Below are 16,461 nucleotides of genomic sequence, written 5' to 3'. Positions count from 1 at the left end.
CTCGAATACCAAAACTACGGTTGTGCACGACCCAAACTCTGGCTAGTGTCCGTTCTGTCCATTGCTTGGTAGATCATCGGAGTTCTCCTCGTGTCCCCCCTTGCGTCCTCCCCGGCCTCTTCTGCCTCCCACACGGCCGATCTCGTCGTGTTCGGCGGCACCGGCGACCTGTCCATGCGCAAGCTGCTGCCCGCGCTCTACCACAGCGACCGGGACGGCCGGCTCTCCCCCGAGACCCGCATCATCGCCCTGTCCCGGGGCGGGCTGACCGACGCCGACTTCCGCGGCAAGGTGGACGCCGAGGTACGTGACCAGGTGCCGGCCGACGACGACGCCGGGTGGCAGCGCTTTCTCGGCCGGTTGCACCACCTGACGGTCGACGTGGGCGGTGACGACCGGTCCGGCTGGGCCGCGCTGGGCGCCATGCTGGCCGGGTTCGAGGGCCGTGACCGGGTGTTCTACCTGGCCAGCCCGCCGATGACGTTCGGCCCCTTCTGCCGGGAGCTGGAGCGCGAGGGCCTGGTCACGCCGCAGTCGCGGGTGGTGCTGGAGAAGCCGCTGGGCCGCGACCTGCCGAGCGCGCAGCGGATCAACGACGAGGTCGGCGCGATCTTCGACGAGCGGCAGATTTACCGCATCGACCACTACCTGGGCAAGGAGACCGTGCAGAACCTGCTCGTGCTCCGCTTCGCCAACGCCTTCCTGGAGCCGATCTGGAACTCGCTGTGGATCGACCACGTCCAGATCACGGCCGCCGAGACCGTCGGCACGCCGGGCCGGCGCGGCTACTACGACCAGGCCGGCGCGCTGCGTGACATGGTGCAGAACCACCTGCTGCAGCTCCTGACGCTGACCGCGATGGAGCCGCCCGCCCGCAACGACCGCGAGGCGATCCGCGACGAGAAGGTCAAGGTGCTGCAGTCGCTGCGCCCGATCGCGGGCACCGAGGTCGACCGCTTCACCGTGCGCGGCCAGTACACCGAGGCCGCCGGCATGCCCGGCTACCTGGACGAGCCCGGCTCCACCCCGCCCACCGAGGCGTCGGCCCGGGTCGAGACGTTCACCGCGATCCGCGCCGAGGTGAAGAACTGGCGCTGGGCCGGGGTGCCGTTCTACCTGCGCACCGGCAAGCGGATGCCGCAGCGGCGCTCGGAGATCGTGGTGCAGTTCAAGGACGTGCCGCACTCCATCTTCCCCGGCGGCACGCCGAACCGGCTGGTGCTGCGGCTGCAGCCGGAAGAGGGCATCGAGCTGCACATCATGGCCAAGGAGCCCGGCGCGGGCGAGGTCATGCTGAAGCCGGTGCCGCTCAGCCTCAGCTTCGGCAAGACGTTCACCGCGCGCGTGCCCGAGGCGTACGAGCGGCTGCTCACCGACGTGCTGGCCGGTAACCCGACGCTGTTCATGCGCCGGGACGAGGTGGAGGCCGCCTGGCGCTTCATCGACCCGATCCTGCAGGCGTGGGAGGCGTCCGCCGCCCTGCCCGAGCCCTACCCCGCCGGGTCCACCGGACCCGCGGGCGCCCACGAACTGCTCGGCCGCAGCGGTCGCGCCTGGCACGAGGAGGAAGCGTGAACACCGTCATCCAGGAGATCACCGACCGGATAGCGGCGCGGAGCGCCCGCAGCCGCGCCACGTACCTCGAGCGCATCCGCCGCGACGGCGAGGCCGCCCGCGCCAAGGGCCCGGCCCGCGCCCACCTGGGGTGCGCGAACCTGGCGCACGGCTTCGCCGCCGCGCCCGCCGAGGACAAGCCCGCCCTGATGGGCTCGGCCAAGCCCGGCGTCGCGATCGTGACGAGCTACAACGACATGCTGTCGGCTCATCAGCCGTACGAGACGTACCCGCAGGAGCTGAAGGCGGCGGTGCGCCGGGCGGGCGGCGTGGCGCAGGTGGCGGGCGGCGTGCCGGCCATGTGCGACGGCATCACGCAGGGCCGTGCCGGCATGGAGCTGTCGCTCTACAGCCGTGACGTGATCGCCATGTCGACGGCGATCGCGCTGTCGCACGACATGTTCGACTCGACGCTGCTGCTGGGCGTCTGCGACAAGATCGTGCCGGGCCTGTTCATCGGCGCGCTGCACTTCGGCCACCTGCCGGCGATCTTCGTGCCGGCCGGGCCGATGACCTCCGGGCTGCCGAACAAGGCCAAGGCGCGCACCCGCCAGCTGTTCGCCGAGGGCAAGGTGGGCCGGGTGGAGCTGCTGGAGTCGGAGTCGAAGTCCTACCACTCCCCCGGCACCTGCACCTTCTACGGCACCGCGAACTCCAACCAGGCGCTGATGGAGGTCATGGGCCTGCACCTGCCCGGCTCGACGTTCGTCAACCCGCACACCGAGCTGCGCCACGCGCTGACGGAGGCGGCGGGCCGCCGCGCCGTGGAGATCACCGCGCACGGCTCGGAGTACACGCCGATCGGCGAGCTCGTCGACGAGAAGGCCGTGGTGAACGCCTGCGTCGCGCTGCTGGCCACCGGCGGCTCCACCAACCACACCATGCACCTGGTGGCCATGGCCGCCGCCGCGGGCATCGTGCTGACCTGGGACGACCTGGCCGACCTGTCGAAGGTGGTGCCGTCGCTGACCAAGGTCTACCCCAACGGCCAGGCGGACGTGAACCACTTCCGCGACGCGGGCGGCATGCAGGTGCTCATCGGCGAGCTGCTGGACGCGGGGCTGCTGCACGCCGACGTGCTGACCGTGGCCGGGCCCGGCCTGGACCGCTACCGCTCGGCGCCCGCGCTGGAGGACGGCGAGCTGGTCTGGTCGGAGCTGACCGAGAGCACCGACCTGGACGTGCTGCGGCCGGTGTCGGCGCCGTTCTCCTCCGACGGCGGCATCCACATGGTCTGCGGCAACCTGGGCAGGGCCGTGAGCAAGGTGTCGGCGGTCAAGCCCGAGCACCTGGTGATCGAGGCGCCCGCCAAGGTCTTCGACGACCAGCTCGACCTGCTGCGCGCCTTCGAGGCGGGCGAGCTGGACGGGCAGGACTTCGTCGCCGTCATCCGCTACCAGGGGCCGAGCGCCAACGGCATGCCGGAGCTGCACAAGCTGACACCGCCGATGGCGGTGCTGCTGGACCGGGGGCAGCGGGTGGCGATCGTCACCGACGGCCGCATGTCGGGCGCGTCCGGCAAGGTGCCGGCGGCGATCCACCTGTCGCCGGAGGCGGCGGACGGCGGGCCGATCGCGCTGGTGCGCGACGGCGACGTCATCCGGCTCGACTCGGCGGCGGGCACGCTGGAGCTGCAGGTCCCGGCCGAGGAGCTGGCGCGGCGGACGCCCGGCGGCCGCCCGCTGAGCGACGCGCAGTGGGTCGGCACCGGCCGCGAGCTGTTCGCCGCGTTCCGGCGCATGGCCGGGCACGCCGAGCAAGGCGCGGGGATCTTCGGCGTCAGCGGCGCCGAGTCCCCCGACCACGGCCCCGGCCTGGGCTTCCCGGCCGGGTCCGGCAACTCGCACCTGGAGTCCGGCGTGGCGACGTGGCCCGCGGCGGCCGGCCGGTGAAGGCGTTCGACCTGCCCTGGCTGGTCGCCGACATCGGCGGGACCAACGCCAGGTTCGGCCTGGTGACCGAGGTGGGCGCGCCGCCGTCGCGGGTCGCTGTGCTGCCCGGGTCCGCGTACGCCACGCTGCCCGAGGCCGTGGACGCCTATCTCGCCGAGCACGGCGAGGGCCTGCGGCCGGGGGCGGCGTGCCTGGCCGTGGCGGGCCCGATCGACGGGGACCGCTACCGGCTGACGAACTCGCCGTGGGCCGGTTCCGTACGCGATCTGGGGGTGCCGTTCGCGGCGCTGCTCAACGACTTCGAGGCGCTGGCCGTGTCGCTGCCCCGCCTGGGCGGCGCCGACCTGGTGCCGCTCGGCGGGCCGGAGCCCGCGCACGGGGTCAAGGCGGTGCTCGGCCCGGGGACGGGCCTGGGCGTCGGCGCCCTCGTGCCGTCGGGCGACGGGTGGATCCCGCTGCCGGGCGAGGGCGGGCACGTGACGGTGCCGGTGTCCGGCGAGCGGGAGCTGGAGATCGTCCGCGTGCTGCGCGCCGAGGGGCTGGAGCAGGTGGTCGCCGAGCACGTGCTGTCGGGGCCCGGCCTGGTCCGGCTGCACCGGGCGCTGGCCCGGGTGAACGGGGTGCCCGCCGTGGAGGCGACGGCGTCCGGGATCGTGGCGCGGCTCGACGACCCGCTGTGCGCGGAGACGGTCGAGGTGTTCTGCGGGATGCTGGGCAGCTTCGCCGCCAACACGGCGCTGACGCTCGGCGCCCGGGGCGGGGTCTACCTGGGCGGCGGAGTGCTGCCCCGTATCGTGGAACGGGTGTGCGCCAGCAGCTTCCGCACCCGGTTCACGACGAATCCTGACATGTCCGCATATCTGGAAGCCATCGCGACCACGCTCATCGTCGCGCCGCAACCGGCGCTGACCGGCGCGGCCGCCTGGCTCGCCCAGCGCGCCGCCGTCGACCTGGCCGCGTGAACGACAGGCCCGCGTGCGGGCCGTGAGCCCGGGGCCGCCGCCCCGGGGAGGGGAAACCAATCCAATGAGCCTGCTCGATCTCGCCCCCGTGATCCCCGTCGTGGTGATCGACGACGCGGACACGGCCGTGCCGATGGCCCGGGCGCTCGTCGCCGGCGGCCTGCCGGTCATCGAGGTGACGCTGCGTACGGCTCCCGCGCTGGAGGCCATCGCCCGGATCGCCGCCGAGGTGCCCGAGGCCCGCGTCGGCGCCGGCACGATCCGCACGTCCGACGACATCGCGGCGTCGCTGGAGGCCGGGGCGAAGTTCCTGGTCTCGCCCGGCACGACGCTCACCCTGGTGGAGGCCCTGGACGCCAGCGGCCTGCCGTACCTGCCGGGTGCGGCCACCGCCACCGAGGCGATGGCGCTGGCCGAGCGCGGCCTCAAGGAGCTGAAGTTCTTCCCGGCCGAGGCCGCGGGCGGCGTGCCGTACCTGAAGTCGCTGGCCGGGCCGCTGCCGGACGTCCGGTTCTGCCCGACGGGCGGCATCCAGCCGTCGACCGCCGCCGCCTACCTGGCGCTGCCGAACGTCGGCTGCGTCGGCGGCAGCTGGCTCACCCCGGCCGACGCCCTCGCCTCGGGTGACTGGGCGCGCGTCGAGAAGCTCGCCGCCGAGGCCGCGGCCCTGCGATAACGGGCCCCGTTTCCTGTCGGTGGCGGCTGGGAGGATCGCGGTCATGACCCGACTCATAACCGCGATCACCGGCTACTGGGACGCCGCCGCCGGGGCGTTCGACGACGAGCCCGACCACGGCCTGCGCGCCGGCCGCACGCGGGCGGCCTGGGACCGGCTGCTGCGCGCCTGGACGCCCGCCGCGCCGGGAGGCGCGCTCGACGTGCTGGACGTGGGCTGCGGGACCGGCTCGCTGTCGGCCCTGCTGGCGGCGGCCGGGCACCGGGTGACCGGCGTGGACGTGGCGCCGCGGATGGTCGAGCTGGCCCGCGCCAAGCTGGCCGCCGCCGGGCTCACCGGCCGGTTCGTGGTGGGCGACGCGGCGTCGCCGCCGACCGGCGACGAGCGCTTCGACCTGGTGCTCTGCCGCCATCTGGTGTGGACGCTGCCCGACCCGCACGCGGCGCTGCGCGCCTGGGCCGGCCGGCTGCGGCCGGGCGGGCGGCTGCTCCTGATCGAGGGCCGCTGGGGCGGCGGCGGCGACGGCTACGTGGGCGGCGCCGAGGCACTCCCCTGGAACGGCGGGGTCACCGCCGCCGACCTGGCCGCCGCCGTACGACCGCTGGCCGGCGACGTGCACGTGGTGCCGCTCAGCGGTGACCCCGACCTGTGGGGCGGACCGGTGAGCGACGAGCGCTACGCCCTCGTCGCCGACATCCGGGGCGACGACGAAGACAGCGTGTGAGAGGGCCGGGCGGGTCATAATGTCCGGGTGGCCCTGGAAACAGCCGCCCTCGGGCTGGGCAAGGCGGTCGGCACCCGCGCTCTGCACACCTGGCTCACCTCCCGGGCCGGCGCCGAGAGCCGGGGCAAGGACCTGGTCGAGCTCATGCGGTCGCGCTTCCCCGACCAGCTCGTCCGCCGCAAGGCCGAGCGCCAGATCGAGGACGTCGCCGACGCGGTGACCGCCCGGGTGCTCAAGGTGTGCGCGCACGAGTTCGCGGGGCTGGGCGACGACGACCGCGTGCTCGTGCTCGCCGAGGTCACCGCCACCCTGGCCCGCGCCGACCTGTTCCCCTGATGGATCTGCCCCAGCTGCGCCGCTTGTCGCTGGTGGAAGCCGCCCCGGCTCGGACCTCGCGCCCCTGGCCCGACTCAGGCACCTGACCGTCTACGTCTGCTCGACCACTACGGCATCCGGCGTCCCCAGCCGTAGGTCCGCTGCCTGCGAGAAGCCCCCGATGCGTCGGGGGCTTCCGCTGTGCCGTGCCACGCGACCTGGCTACGCTCACCGATCGGACTGCGACCCTTCCTCGCCTCACTGACGCGGCCACGTCGCCGTCGCACGACCCGGCCATGGCTCGATCCCACTACTGCGGGTGGCTTCCCTCCCCGACCTGATCCGACCGTCTCTCCCTCTCCCCGATCCGGCAAGGCCGTTCCGTGGGCAGGCGGCCAACAGGGCGACGATCGGCGGAGCCGCGCCCAGGGAAGGCGACCGAGCGGAGCGAGGGCCTTGGCGGGGTCGGGCGGGGCCCGCTGAGGGGGAACGGCCGGGCGGCGGTGAGGCCCTTCGGCGCGGGGAAGCGCCCGAGCCTGGCGGAGGAGGCGACAGCCCCGGCGAGGTGGGCGTTTTCGTGTACGCGCAGATCATCGAGCCGGGTGTGCCGCGCCCGCCCGGCAGCCGGTGATACCGAGGCCGCCGCACCGCCACCGAGCGGTCGCTTCCTCCGTTAGAGTCTGGGGTGACATGGTCGGTTGGTCGGCAGGGATGACGACGGCGAGAGGACAGCGACGTTGGGGCAGCAGGGTCGCTCCGGCACTCCGCTGACGCCGGAGGATCCGCCGGCGATCGGCCCGTACGAGTTGCTCAGCCGGCTCGGCTCGGGCGGCATGGGCACCGTCTACCTGGCCCGTGGCGGCGACGGCGAGCAGGTGGCGCTCAAGGCGATCCGCCGTGACTTCACCGCCGACGCGGTCTACCGGGCGCGCTTCCACGAAGAGGTGTCCAACGCCCGCAAGGTCGCCTCGTTCTGCACCGCCCGCGTGCTCGACCACGGCGAGCACGACGGCGTCCTCTACCTCGTCACCGAGTACATCGACGGCGTCTCGCTGGAGGACCACCTCATCGAGCACGGCAGCCTGTCGTCGTCGATGCTCCACTCGGCCGCCGTCGGGGTCGCCGCCGCGCTCACCGCCATCCACGCCGCCGGGCTGGTGCACCGCGACCTCAAGCCCGCCAACGTGATGCTGACGCTGGCCGGGCCGCGGGTCATCGACTTCGGCCTGGCCCGCTCGACGCACGTCGGCTCCCGGCACACCAACGCCGGCATGGTGATGGGCACGCCCGGCTGGATCGCGCCCGAGCAGGTCTTCGAGGGCCGTACGAGCCCTGCGGGCGACGTGTTCGCGTGGGGGTCGCTGATCGCTTACGCGGGGCTCGGCGGGCATCCGTTCGGCGAGGGCGACGCGTACGTGATGGCGGCCCGTGCCCGCACCGCGCCGCCTGACCTGCGCGGGCTGCCCGCGCCGCTCGACCGGCTGGTCGCCGCGGCCATCCACCCCGACCCGGCGCGCCGGCCCACGGCCAAGCAGCTGCTGCTGGAGCTGGTGAGCGCGACGGACGAGCCGGCCGCGCAGCTCGCCGCCACCCGCCACCTCACCGACTCGTGGAACCCGGCCGAGTTCCCCCCCCTGGCCGCCGGGTCACGCCGTCCGGGTCCCCGCCCCGCGCCTCCGGGGCCGCAGCCGTCCCGCGGCCCGCAGCCCGCCGCCGCCCCGCACCGCCCACCGGGCCCGCAGGCGGCCCAGGGGCCGCAGGGGTCGTCGCAGGCGCCGCACGGCCCGCAGGGGCATCCGCCTGGGGCGCAGTCGTCGTCGCGGCACGGGGCCGCGCCGCCGCCACCGCCGCCCGGGCACGGGTCCGCGCGGGGGCACGCGCCCCACCCGGAGCGCACCGGCCCCGTCCCGGCGTCCCATCCGGAGCGTACGGGCCCGGCACCCGTGCCCCCTGCCGAGCGCAGCGGGCCCACGCCCATGCCCCACGCCGAGCGCACCGGCCCCACGGCCATGCCCCACGCCGACCGTACGGGCCCGGTCCCGGGAGGGCAGCCGCGTGGCGACCGGACGCGGCAGGGGCCGATGCCGCACGCCGAGCGCACCGGCCCCGTACCGTCGTCCCTGCCGCACCCCGAGCGGACCGGCCCGGTGCCGATGGCGCCGCACCGTACGGGCCAGGGCCCGCTCCCGCCGCGCCCCTTCCCCAAGGCCGCGCGGACGGGCCGGAACGTGTTCACCGGCTGCATGACCGCCCTGGTGATCACGCTGGTGCTCATCGCGGTGCTGATCACGGTGCTCATCTGGATGTCACGCGGCCCCGCCGTGGGCGAGGACGGCGAGCCGGTGCGCGACGGCAAGCTGAGCTTCGCCGTCACGGCCGCCAAGTGCCCCGAACCGGCCAGGTCCGCCAAGCGGCGCACCTGCCGGATCGCCCTGAAGGTGAGCAACGTCGGCCAGGACGCCCGCGTCCTCTACCCGGCGCAGCAGAAGCTCCTCGACGCCGACGACGGCGCCCACGACGGCTCCCGCCTGCTCGACAAGGAGGGCGCCGAGATCTCCCCGATCAGCATCGGCCCCGGCAAGTCGTTCACCGGCACCCTCGTGTTCGAGCTGCCGCGCGACGCCGAGCCCGCGGGCCTGGAGCTGCACGACTCCGCCCTGAGCGACGGCGTCCGCATCAGCCTCGGTTAGTCCGGGCGCCGCCGGCCCAGGTCGCCGAGGACCCGGAGGAAGAGCTTGCCGTGCGCGCGGTCGTCGGGCAGCCAGCCGGTCGCCTGGGTGATTCCCTCGGCGCGCAGGTCGGCGGCGATGCGCTGGGCGAGCAGCCCGGCGGTGAGCCGCCCCTGGCGGCGCGGGTCGACGGAGTAGTGGGTGAGCTTCCAGGTGTCCGGCGCCGGTTGCCGGAGCTGCAGCTCGACGGTGGCGAGGACTCGCTGGGCGGGCGCGGGACGATCGGACGACCAGAGGTCCCCGAGGCCGTCCTCGTCCTGAGGGCCGGCGAGGCGCACGACAGGGCGGCCGTCGGGCCCGGCTACGGCGACGTAGCGGACGCGGTTGTCGGCGCAGGTCGTGAGCCTGCTGTGCGGGCGCGCGCAGGCCGGGTCCCAGTGGGCGGCGAACCACGTCAGCGAGGCGGCCAGGTCGGGGTGCGCTCCGGCCCACCGGTCGTCGAACAGGAACCACTGCCCGTACGTGTCGTTCCAGCCGGACAGGAACAGCTGCGCCAGGTGCTCGCCCACGTGGACGACGGTGCGCTCCCGATGCAAGGAGGGCGCCGGCGGGCGGGCCGCCGTCAGCCGGAGCGCGGCCTCGTGGGAGCCGGTGTGGCCGTCGGTCTCCGAGTCGAGGAAGTCGGGCCAGTCGTTGCAGCGCCGCAGCGCCGGGCCGATGCCGGTCTCCCCCGGCGCGACCATGGCGCGCAGCACCTCCAGCTCTCGCGGCCACGTGTCGCCGTCGGGGACGGCCTCGCGCAGCGCGGCGCCCAGCTCGGGAAGCCGCACGCCGGTCAGGGCATAGGGGCGATGCCGGCCGATGCTGTCGTGCTTGGCGACGCACTCCATGAAGATCGCGTACACGGTGCCGTCGCCGGAAGACAGCGGCCCCAGGTGGGTGACCGGGCAGGGCGGGTCGAACGGCGCGTCACCGGAGCCGTCGGGCAGCGGGCCGTCGTGCACGGCGTACGCCCAGCGGCGTGGCTCGGCCTCGGCCACGGCGTCGTCCAGCAGGTAGTAGGCCACCTCGTGGTCGAGGCCGTTGGCCAGGCCGCGCAGGCTGTGGTCGTCGACGTTGCACTGGTGGGAGTCGGACAGCCGGGACCTGGCGAGCGTGCGTAACCCGGCCATGTCCGCCGGGGGCGGACCGCCCTCGCCGGGGATGTGGCCGAGCCCGTGCACGCCCAGGTCGTGGACGGCCTCCGGGGTGGCCCAGATGGAGCGGAACCAGTCGAGCACCGCCGGCTCCGGGAAGCGCCGCACCGACTTGCCGAGGACGCCTTCGCCCCACGAGCGGTAGATCAGGTACATGTCGTTCCCCTCCTGGCCGGTCTTCGGGCCGCCGTACGGGCTTCTATGTTCGAGAGCGTTCGAGGAGGGTGGCTTCGGTGATGGGGGATTCGTGGGTGCCCGGGGTGGTGCAGGCGTGGGCTCCGGCGATGGCGCCGAGCCGGGCGCAGGTGTCGACGGGCAGGCCGCGCAGGGTGCCGTACAGGAAGCCGGAGACGAAGGCGTCGCCGGCGCCGTTGGTGTCGGCGACCGGGCCGGGCAGCGAGGCGGCGGGGAAGGCGCGCAGGTCGCCGTCGCGGGTGAGGACGAGGCAGCCGTCGGCGCCGCGGGTGCACACGACGGTGTGGGCGCGGCCCCTGGCGAGGATGGCGCGCATGGTGGCGGGCGGGTCGGGCAGCGCGGTGGCCGAGAGGAAGACCAGGTCGGAGCGGTGGGCGAAGTCCTCGTGGTAGGGGTTGACGCCGTCCCAGTCGTGCAGGTCGGTGGAGGTGGGGGTGCCGGCGAGGTCGGGGTAGACGTGGCGGCAGAAGTCGGTGATGGACACGTGGGCGTGGCGGGCGCGGATACCGGTGTAGAGGTGGCGCGGCAGCCGTTCGCCGGGGGTGGCCTTGGGGTCGAACAGGGAGGTGCGGCGGCCGTCGGGGCCGACGAGCAGGACGCTGCGCCGGGTGCCGGCCTCGGCGTGGCCCCAGGCGCAGTCGACGCCGCGCAGCGCGTCGCGGACGAGCGCGCCCTGCGGGTCGTCGCCGATCAGGTCGGCGAAGGCGACGTCGAGGCCGAGCGCGGCGCAGCCGAGCGTCACGCCGGCGCCGGTGTTGCCGATCCGGTCGACGACGGGCGGCACGTGGTAGGTGTCGCGGTAGGGCAGCGGCAGCTCGGGCACGTAGACGGTGGAGTCGACGCCGGCGCCGCCGAGGACGAGGACGTCCTTCACCGGTTGACCAGGGGGCCGGAGCCGGTGGAGCCGCGTACGACGAGCTCGGGCTGGAACATCAGCTCGACGTGCTTGGCCGGGGCGCCGTTGACCTCTTCGAGCAGGGTCTGCACGGCGGCCTGGGCCATCGCCATGATGGGCTTGCGCACGGTGGTGAGCGGCGGGTCGGTGAAGGCGATCAGCGGCGAGTCGTCGAAGCCGACGACCGACACCTCCCCCGGCACCGACAGCCCTCTCTCGCGGCAGGCGCGGATCGCGCCGAGCGCCATGAGGTCGCTGGCGCACACGATGCCGGTGCAGCCGAGCGTGAGGAGCTGGGCGCCGGCGGCCTGGCCGCCTTCGACGGAGAACAGCGAGTGCGTGATGAGCTCGTCGGCGGCGGAGGCGCCGAGGAGCTGGGCCATCGCCTGCCGGTAGCCCTCGATCTTGCGGATCACCGGCACGAACCGGCGCGGCCCGAGCGCGAGGCCGATCCGCTCGTGGCCGAGGTCGACCAGGTGCTGGACGGCCAGCCGGGCGGCCATGCGGTCGTCGGGCGAGATGAACGGCGCGGCGATGTGCTCGCTGTAGCCGTCGACGAGGACGATCGGCAGCCCCCGGTCGGTGAGGCGGGTGTAGCGGTCCATCCGGGCGGTGGTGTCGGCGTGCAGGCCGGAGACGAACACGATGCCGCTGACGCCCCGGTCGACCAGCAGCTCGGTGAACTCGTCCTCGGGCGCGCCGCCGGGCAGCTGGGTGCACAGCACCGGCGTGTAGCCGTGCTGGGTGAGGGCCTTCTCGATGGCTTGCGCGAACGCGGGGAAGATCGGGTTGTCCAGCTCGGGGGTGACCAGGCCGATCAGCCCGTTGCTGCGCTGGCGCAGGCGGGGCGGGCGTTCGTAGCCCATGAGGTCGAGCGCGGTCATGACGGCCTGCCGGGTGGCCGCGGAGACGCCGGGCTTGCCGTTGAGCACACGGCTGACCGTGGCCTCGCTCACCCCGGCCTGGGCGGCGATGTCGGCTAGGCGAGCGTGACCGTTCATGGCCGCTACTTTACTTTCCACCAGGCGGCCGAATCGGCGGCTCCGGGGACGTCCGAGGAGAGCAGCAGCTCGGCGCCGGGCGCGAGGTCGGCGGGTTCGCCGGTCAGGTTGACCGTGCACAGCAGGTCGCCGCGGGAGAAGACGAGCGTGCCCTCGGGCGAGTCGTGCCAGACGAGGTCGCCGGAGAAGGTGCGGCGCAGCCGGAGCGCCTGCCGGTAGAGCTCCAGCGTGGAGCGGTGGTCGCCGTCCTGGGCCTCGACGCTGAGCTCCGACCAGGCGGGCGGGACGGGCAGCCACGGGTCGCGCCAGCCGGAATCGCGCGTCCACGGCAGGGGCACGCGGCAGCCGTCGCGGCCGCTGTCGGGGTCGCGCAGCCGCTGCGGGTCGCGCTGCAGCTCCGCGGGCAGGTCGAGCACTTCGGGCAGGCCGAGCTCGTCGCCCTGGTAGACGTAGGCGGAGCCGGGCAGCGCGAGCGTGAGCAGGGCGGCGGCGCGGGCCCGGGCGAGGCTGCCGTAGCGGGTGACGTGCCGTTTGACGTCGTGGTTGGACAGCACCCAGGTGGAGGGCGCGCCGACGGAGCCGGCGGTGGCGAGCGAGGAGTCGATCACCTCGCGCAGCGCGGCGGCGTCCCAGGGCGCGAACAGGAAGTGGAAGTTGAACGCCTGGTGCAGCTCGTCCGGCCGCACGTACAGGGCCAGCCGTTCCGGCGTCGGCGCCCACGCCTCCGCGACGCCGATGCGCTCGCCGGGGTAGGAGTCGAGGACGCGCCGCCAGGCACGGTGGATCTCGTGCACGCCGTCGTTGTCGAAGTACGGGACGACGTCGTTGCCGATGAGCCGGGTCTGCCCGGTGTGGCCGATGTCGGGCAGGCCGGCGGGCTTGACCATGCCGTGCGCCACGTCGACGCGGAAGCCGTCGACGCCCAGGTCGAGCCAGAAGCGCAGGATCGACTCGAACTCGGCGCGCACCTCGGGGTGCTCCCAGTTGAGGTCGGGCTGGGAGGAGTCGAACAGGTGCAGGTACCACTGCCCGTCGTCCACCTGGGTCCAGGCGGGGCCGCCGAAGATCGACTCCCAGTCGTTGGGGGCGTCGCGGAAGATGTAGCGGTCGCGGTTGTGGCCGCGCAGCGCCTCCTGGAACCAGGGGTGGGCCGAGGAGGTGTGGTTCGGCACGATGTCCACGATGATCCGCAGGCCGTGCCCGTGCGCCTCGTCGATGAGCGCCTTGGCGTCGGCCAGTGTCCCGAACAGCGGGTCGACGTCGCGGTAGTCGGCGACGTCGTAGCCGAAATCGGCCATGGGCGAGGTGTAGAAAGGGGTCAGCCAGATCGCGTCGACGCCGAGCCCGGCGAGGTAGGGCAGGCGATCGCGCACGCCTATCAGGTCGCCGACGCCGTCTCCGTCGCCATCGGCGAAGCTGCGCACGTACACCTGGTAGATCACGGCGTCACGCCACCACGCGGTCATGGTTTACCCCCCGTAAGTTCTCGACCATTGAAAGGCTTGCGGCAAGTTTTCGCAAGCCCTTCCAGGGCCGCGCATCCGGAAATATAGGTGTTCGGATGCACAAAACCCCCGTCCGAAACCCCCGCGAGCGAGATCTTTTATGTCAAGGGTGGACACGCGGCGTTAAGGCACGATGTACTACCTCTTCAATCAGCCCCGTCACAGGTGACACGTGCGCAAGGTGTGGGCCCATGAGCTCGGTCGTTCTCGACAAAGTGACCAAGGTGTATCCGGGTGACCACCTCGCGGTCGATCGCCTGAGCCTCAAGGCTGAGGACGGCGAGTTCCTCGTCCTCCTCGGCCCGTCAGGCTGCGGCAAGTCCACCCTGCTCCGCATGATCGCAGGGCTGGAGGAGATCACCGACGGCGAGCTGTGGCTCGACGGCCAGATGGCCAACCACCTGGCGCCGCGCGACCGCGACGTCGCCATGGTGTTCCAGAACGGCGCCCTCTACCCGCACCGCACCGTGCGCGGGAACATCGCCTTCCCCCTGGAGATCGCCAAGTCGGACCCCGCGATGGTCCGCGAGCGCGTCACCGAGCTGTCCAAGGCGCTGCACATCGACGAGACCCTGGAGCGCCGCCCCGGCACGCTGTCCGGTGGCCAGCGCCAGCGCGTCGCCATGGGCCGGGCGATCGTCCGCCAGCCCAAGCTGTTCCTCATGGACGAGCCGCTGTCCAACCTGGACGCCGGCATGCGCACCGAACTGCGCATGGAGATCTCCGCCCTGGTCAGGTCGCTCGGCGTCACCACCATCTACGTGACGCACGACCAGGTCGAGGCCCTCACGCTGGCCGACCGGATCGCCATCCTGAACCGCGGCGTCCTCCAGGACGTCGGCACTCCGGCCCAGATTTACAACGATCCAGCAACGGCGTTCGTAGCGGCGTTCCTCAACTCGCAGCAGCTGAACCTGCTGGCAGCGACGGTGCGCACGCCGCAGAACCAGTACGTGCTGCTCGACTTCGGGCCGCACCGGCTGACGATCCCGTGGAGCGATCCGCGCGCGTACGCCATCTCGCAGTACACCGGCGGGCAGGTGCTGGTCGGCATGCGGCCCGACGGGCTCGCGCCGGTGCCCGAGTCGTACGACGGGCCGTCGTTCTTCGGGCGGGTGCGGGCGCTGGAGTATCACGGGCACGAATGGCTCGCCTACATCGAGTGCGGCGTGCCCGCGGTGCCCGTGCCCGAGCCCCCGGACCGCACCGCGCTGCGCAACGGCCAGCGCAGCGGCTCCGGCGGCATCGCCGGGCTCGTCCGCCGCCTGCTGCCCAACCGGGGCGAGCCGGAGCAGCAGGAGCAGGAGCAGGTCGGGCAGCACCCGGGCAGCGGCATCCACCGCCGCGCCGACCTCATCGTCCGCCTCGGCAACCGGCCCGTCTGGCGCGCGGGCGACGCCGCGAAGGTCGGCGTGGACCCCAACCGCCTGATGCTCTTCACGACCGACGGCGCCCGCATCGACAAGCCGCGCCGCTGACCCGTCCCTCCGCTCAGGAGGCCGGGGTCCAGCGGGGGCCGTCCGGGGTGTCCTCGACCTGGACGCCGCCCGCCAGCAGAGCGGCGCGCAGCGCGTCCGCCACCTCGTAGCCGCCCAGGCCACCCTGCCCGCCCTGACCACCCTGCCCGCCCAGGCCACCCCGCCCGCCCTGCTTGCCCTGGCCGCCCTGGCCGCCCTGGCCGCCCTGGCCGCGCAGCGTGGCGCGCAGCGCCAGCAGCGGCTCCACGAGCGCGCGGACGCCGGCCGTGGCGGCCAGCTCGCCGAGCCGGGCGATGAGCAGCCGCATCAGCTCCCTCGCCTGCTCGACGCCGCCCGCGTCCTCCTCCGTGTCGGCCGCCCACCTGGCGATCTCCGCCTCCAGCGCGAGCACCGCGCGGGCCGCCGCGGGCGCGTCACCCTCGGCGGCGGCCCGCTCGAAGTCCCGCTCGCACGCGCGGGCGCTCTCCTCCAGCGTCACCTCGGGCGCCGCCCGCCCGGCGGCCGGCCGCGCGGCGCGGGCCGCGGCGGCGGCGCCCCGCCGCCCCTCGGCGAGCCGCCGCAGCTCGTCCAGATCGGTACGCGTCCCCGCGGGCAGCTCGGTCACCGCCGCTCCGGCCCCCGCCGGGCGGCGGACGGTGACGACGCCCCGGCCCGCCACCTCGGCCGACTCGCTCTCCAGGTCGATGACGAGCGCGGTGTGCTCGTCGACGCCGAGCACGGCCGAGCCCGGCGGCAGCTCGCGTTCCATGCGCGACAGCCGCCGCTCGCCCAGGTAGCAGTAGCGGGTGTCGTGGGTGCCGCCCTCGGCGTTGTCGAAGTGCGGGATCACCACGGCCCGCAGCCCGAGCGCCGCCAGCAGGTCGAGCCCGTCGCGCCAGTGCGGGTCGGCGCCGGCCTTGTAGATCTCGTACACGGGCACGGTGGCGAGCCCGGCGGTGCAGGCGGCGGCGGAGGCGAGCACGGTGACGCCGGTGCGGGCGCGGACGCGGGCGCGCAGGTCGGCGGCCACGCCGGAGCCGGTCCACCGGTCGAGCGCGTAGGTGGGGCTGCCGGGCCCGGAGAAGACCCAGACGGCGCCGGTCACGTCGCCGGACACCTCGACGTCCAGGCCGACGCTGCGGGCGAAGTAGCCGCGCGCGCGGGCGGAGATGTCGGCGCGGTTCTCCTGGAAGGCGTACGGGGTGTCGAGCAGCACGGCCCGCGCGCCGGGCGGCAGCGCGCGGGCGGCGGCCCGGTGGACCTCCACCATGGTCGGGCTCGTCTCGCCCGATCCCATCAGCACCAGCGTCCCCGGCATGGCCCCCGCCTCTCTCTGTCCCGTCCTCGACTACTGCCACGG

General features: G+C 74.1%; 13 protein-coding genes. 8 read left to right on the top strand and 5 right to left on the bottom strand.

The features are described from left to right. The first annotated feature begins 90 nt into the window (after positions 1 to 90). The 7 genes from zwf (at position 91) to AB0G11_RS33350 (ending at position 8,873) form a co-directional block, all read left to right on the top strand. On the top strand, positions 91 to 1,575 hold the full coding sequence (gene zwf / locus AB0G11_RS33380; protein WP_219517378.1) for a glucose-6-phosphate dehydrogenase: 1,485 nt from the start codon (positions 91 to 93) through the stop codon (positions 1,573 to 1,575). Then, entirely contained in the window at positions 1,572 to 3,506 is a 1,935-nt protein-coding gene (edd, locus tag AB0G11_RS33375; RefSeq protein ID WP_219517379.1) for a phosphogluconate dehydratase, read from the top strand. The genes zwf and edd overlap by 4 nt, the downstream gene beginning before the upstream one ends. Beyond that, on the top strand, positions 3,482 to 4,468 hold the full coding sequence (gene glk / locus AB0G11_RS33370) for a glucokinase (RefSeq protein WP_357590635.1): 987 nt from the start codon (positions 3,482 to 3,484) through the stop codon (positions 4,466 to 4,468). Before edd ends, glk begins: the two co-directional genes overlap by 25 nt. A gap of 64 nt (positions 4,469 to 4,532) precedes the next feature. Further along, on the top strand, positions 4,533 to 5,144 hold the full coding sequence (eda, locus tag AB0G11_RS33365) for a bifunctional 4-hydroxy-2-oxoglutarate aldolase/2-dehydro-3-deoxy-phosphogluconate aldolase (protein WP_357590633.1): 612 nt from the start codon (positions 4,533 to 4,535) through the stop codon (positions 5,142 to 5,144). A gap of 43 nt (positions 5,145 to 5,187) precedes the next feature. Continuing rightward, positions 5,188 to 5,868, top strand: coding sequence for a class I SAM-dependent methyltransferase (locus AB0G11_RS33360; RefSeq protein ID WP_357590631.1), 681 nt, complete (start codon positions 5,188 to 5,190; stop codon positions 5,866 to 5,868). Between the two features lie 27 nt (positions 5,869 to 5,895). Next, positions 5,896 to 6,204: a hypothetical protein gene (locus AB0G11_RS33355; RefSeq protein WP_357590629.1), complete on the top strand. Its 309-nt coding sequence runs from the start codon at positions 5,896 to 5,898 to the stop codon at positions 6,202 to 6,204. Between the two features lie 716 nt (positions 6,205 to 6,920). After that, complete coding sequence (locus AB0G11_RS33350; RefSeq protein WP_357590628.1) at positions 6,921 to 8,873, top strand: protein kinase; 1,953 nt, start codon at positions 6,921 to 6,923, stop codon at positions 8,871 to 8,873. Here the strand turns inward: AB0G11_RS33350 and AB0G11_RS33345 are convergent. Genes AB0G11_RS33345 through AB0G11_RS33330 form a run of 4 tightly spaced genes read right to left on the bottom strand, consistent with a single transcriptional unit; the run spans position 8,870 to position 13,605 of the window. Next, positions 8,870 to 10,204, bottom strand: coding sequence for a hypothetical protein (locus AB0G11_RS33345; protein ID WP_357590626.1), 1,335 nt, complete (start codon positions 10,202 to 10,204; stop codon positions 8,870 to 8,872). The genes AB0G11_RS33350 and AB0G11_RS33345 overlap by 4 nt on opposite strands. 43 nt (positions 10,205 to 10,247) lie before the next feature. Continuing rightward, positions 10,248 to 11,117, bottom strand: a complete 870-nt coding sequence (locus tag AB0G11_RS33340; protein WP_357590624.1) for an adenosine kinase — start codon at positions 11,115 to 11,117, stop codon at positions 10,248 to 10,250. Continuing rightward, a complete protein-coding gene (locus AB0G11_RS33335) occupies positions 11,114 to 12,139 on the bottom strand; it encodes a LacI family DNA-binding transcriptional regulator (RefSeq protein ID WP_219517393.1) in 1,026 nt (341 codons plus the stop codon). Before AB0G11_RS33335 ends, AB0G11_RS33340 begins: the two co-directional genes overlap by 4 nt. A 5-nt stretch (positions 12,140 to 12,144) precedes the next feature. Continuing rightward, positions 12,145 to 13,605, bottom strand: a complete 1,461-nt coding sequence (locus AB0G11_RS33330; RefSeq protein ID WP_219517395.1) for a glycoside hydrolase family 13 protein — start codon at positions 13,603 to 13,605, stop codon at positions 12,145 to 12,147. 230 nt (positions 13,606 to 13,835) lie between these two features. On the opposite strand from AB0G11_RS33330, the gene AB0G11_RS33325 reads away from it, so the two are divergent. Then, positions 13,836 to 15,122 carry an ATP-binding cassette domain-containing protein gene (locus AB0G11_RS33325; RefSeq protein WP_219517397.1) on the top strand — a complete coding sequence of 429 codons (1,287 nt, stop codon included), beginning with the start codon at positions 13,836 to 13,838 and terminating at the stop codon, positions 15,120 to 15,122. A gap of 13 nt (positions 15,123 to 15,135) precedes the next feature. On the opposite strand, the gene AB0G11_RS33320 is transcribed toward AB0G11_RS33325, so the two are convergent. Continuing rightward, entirely contained in the window at positions 15,136 to 16,419 is a 1,284-nt protein-coding gene (locus AB0G11_RS33320; protein WP_357590622.1) for a hypothetical protein, read from the bottom strand. Between the last annotated feature and the right edge of the window lie 42 nt (positions 16,420 to 16,461).

This window comes from Nonomuraea sp. NPDC023979 (assembly GCF_040639085.1).
In the GTDB taxonomy this organism is placed as follows: domain Bacteria; phylum Actinomycetota; class Actinomycetes; order Streptosporangiales; family Streptosporangiaceae; genus Nonomuraea; species Nonomuraea ceibae.
Note: the sequence above shows the minus strand (reverse complement) of the source record. Positions and strands in the feature narration are given on the sequence as shown.

Coding starts and splice junctions, on each gene's coding strand:
- eda (WP_357590633.1), top strand. CDS start 4,533: ATGAGCCTGCTCGATCTCGCCCCCGTGATCCCCGTCGTGGTGATCGAC.
- AB0G11_RS33360 (WP_357590631.1), top strand. CDS start 5,188: ATGACCCGACTCATAACCGCGATCACCGGCTACTGGGACGCCGCCGCC.
- AB0G11_RS33345 (WP_357590626.1), bottom strand. CDS start 10,204: ATGTACCTGATCTACCGCTCGTGGGGCGAAGGCGTCCTCGGCAAGTCG.
- AB0G11_RS33335 (WP_219517393.1), bottom strand. CDS start 12,139: ATGAACGGTCACGCTCGCCTAGCCGACATCGCCGCCCAGGCCGGGGTG.
- AB0G11_RS33330 (WP_219517395.1), bottom strand. CDS start 13,605: ATGACCGCGTGGTGGCGTGACGCCGTGATCTACCAGGTGTACGTGCGC.
- AB0G11_RS33325 (WP_219517397.1), top strand. CDS start 13,836: ATGAGCTCGGTCGTTCTCGACAAAGTGACCAAGGTGTATCCGGGTGAC.
- AB0G11_RS33320 (WP_357590622.1), bottom strand. CDS start 16,419: ATGCCGGGGACGCTGGTGCTGATGGGATCGGGCGAGACGAGCCCGACC.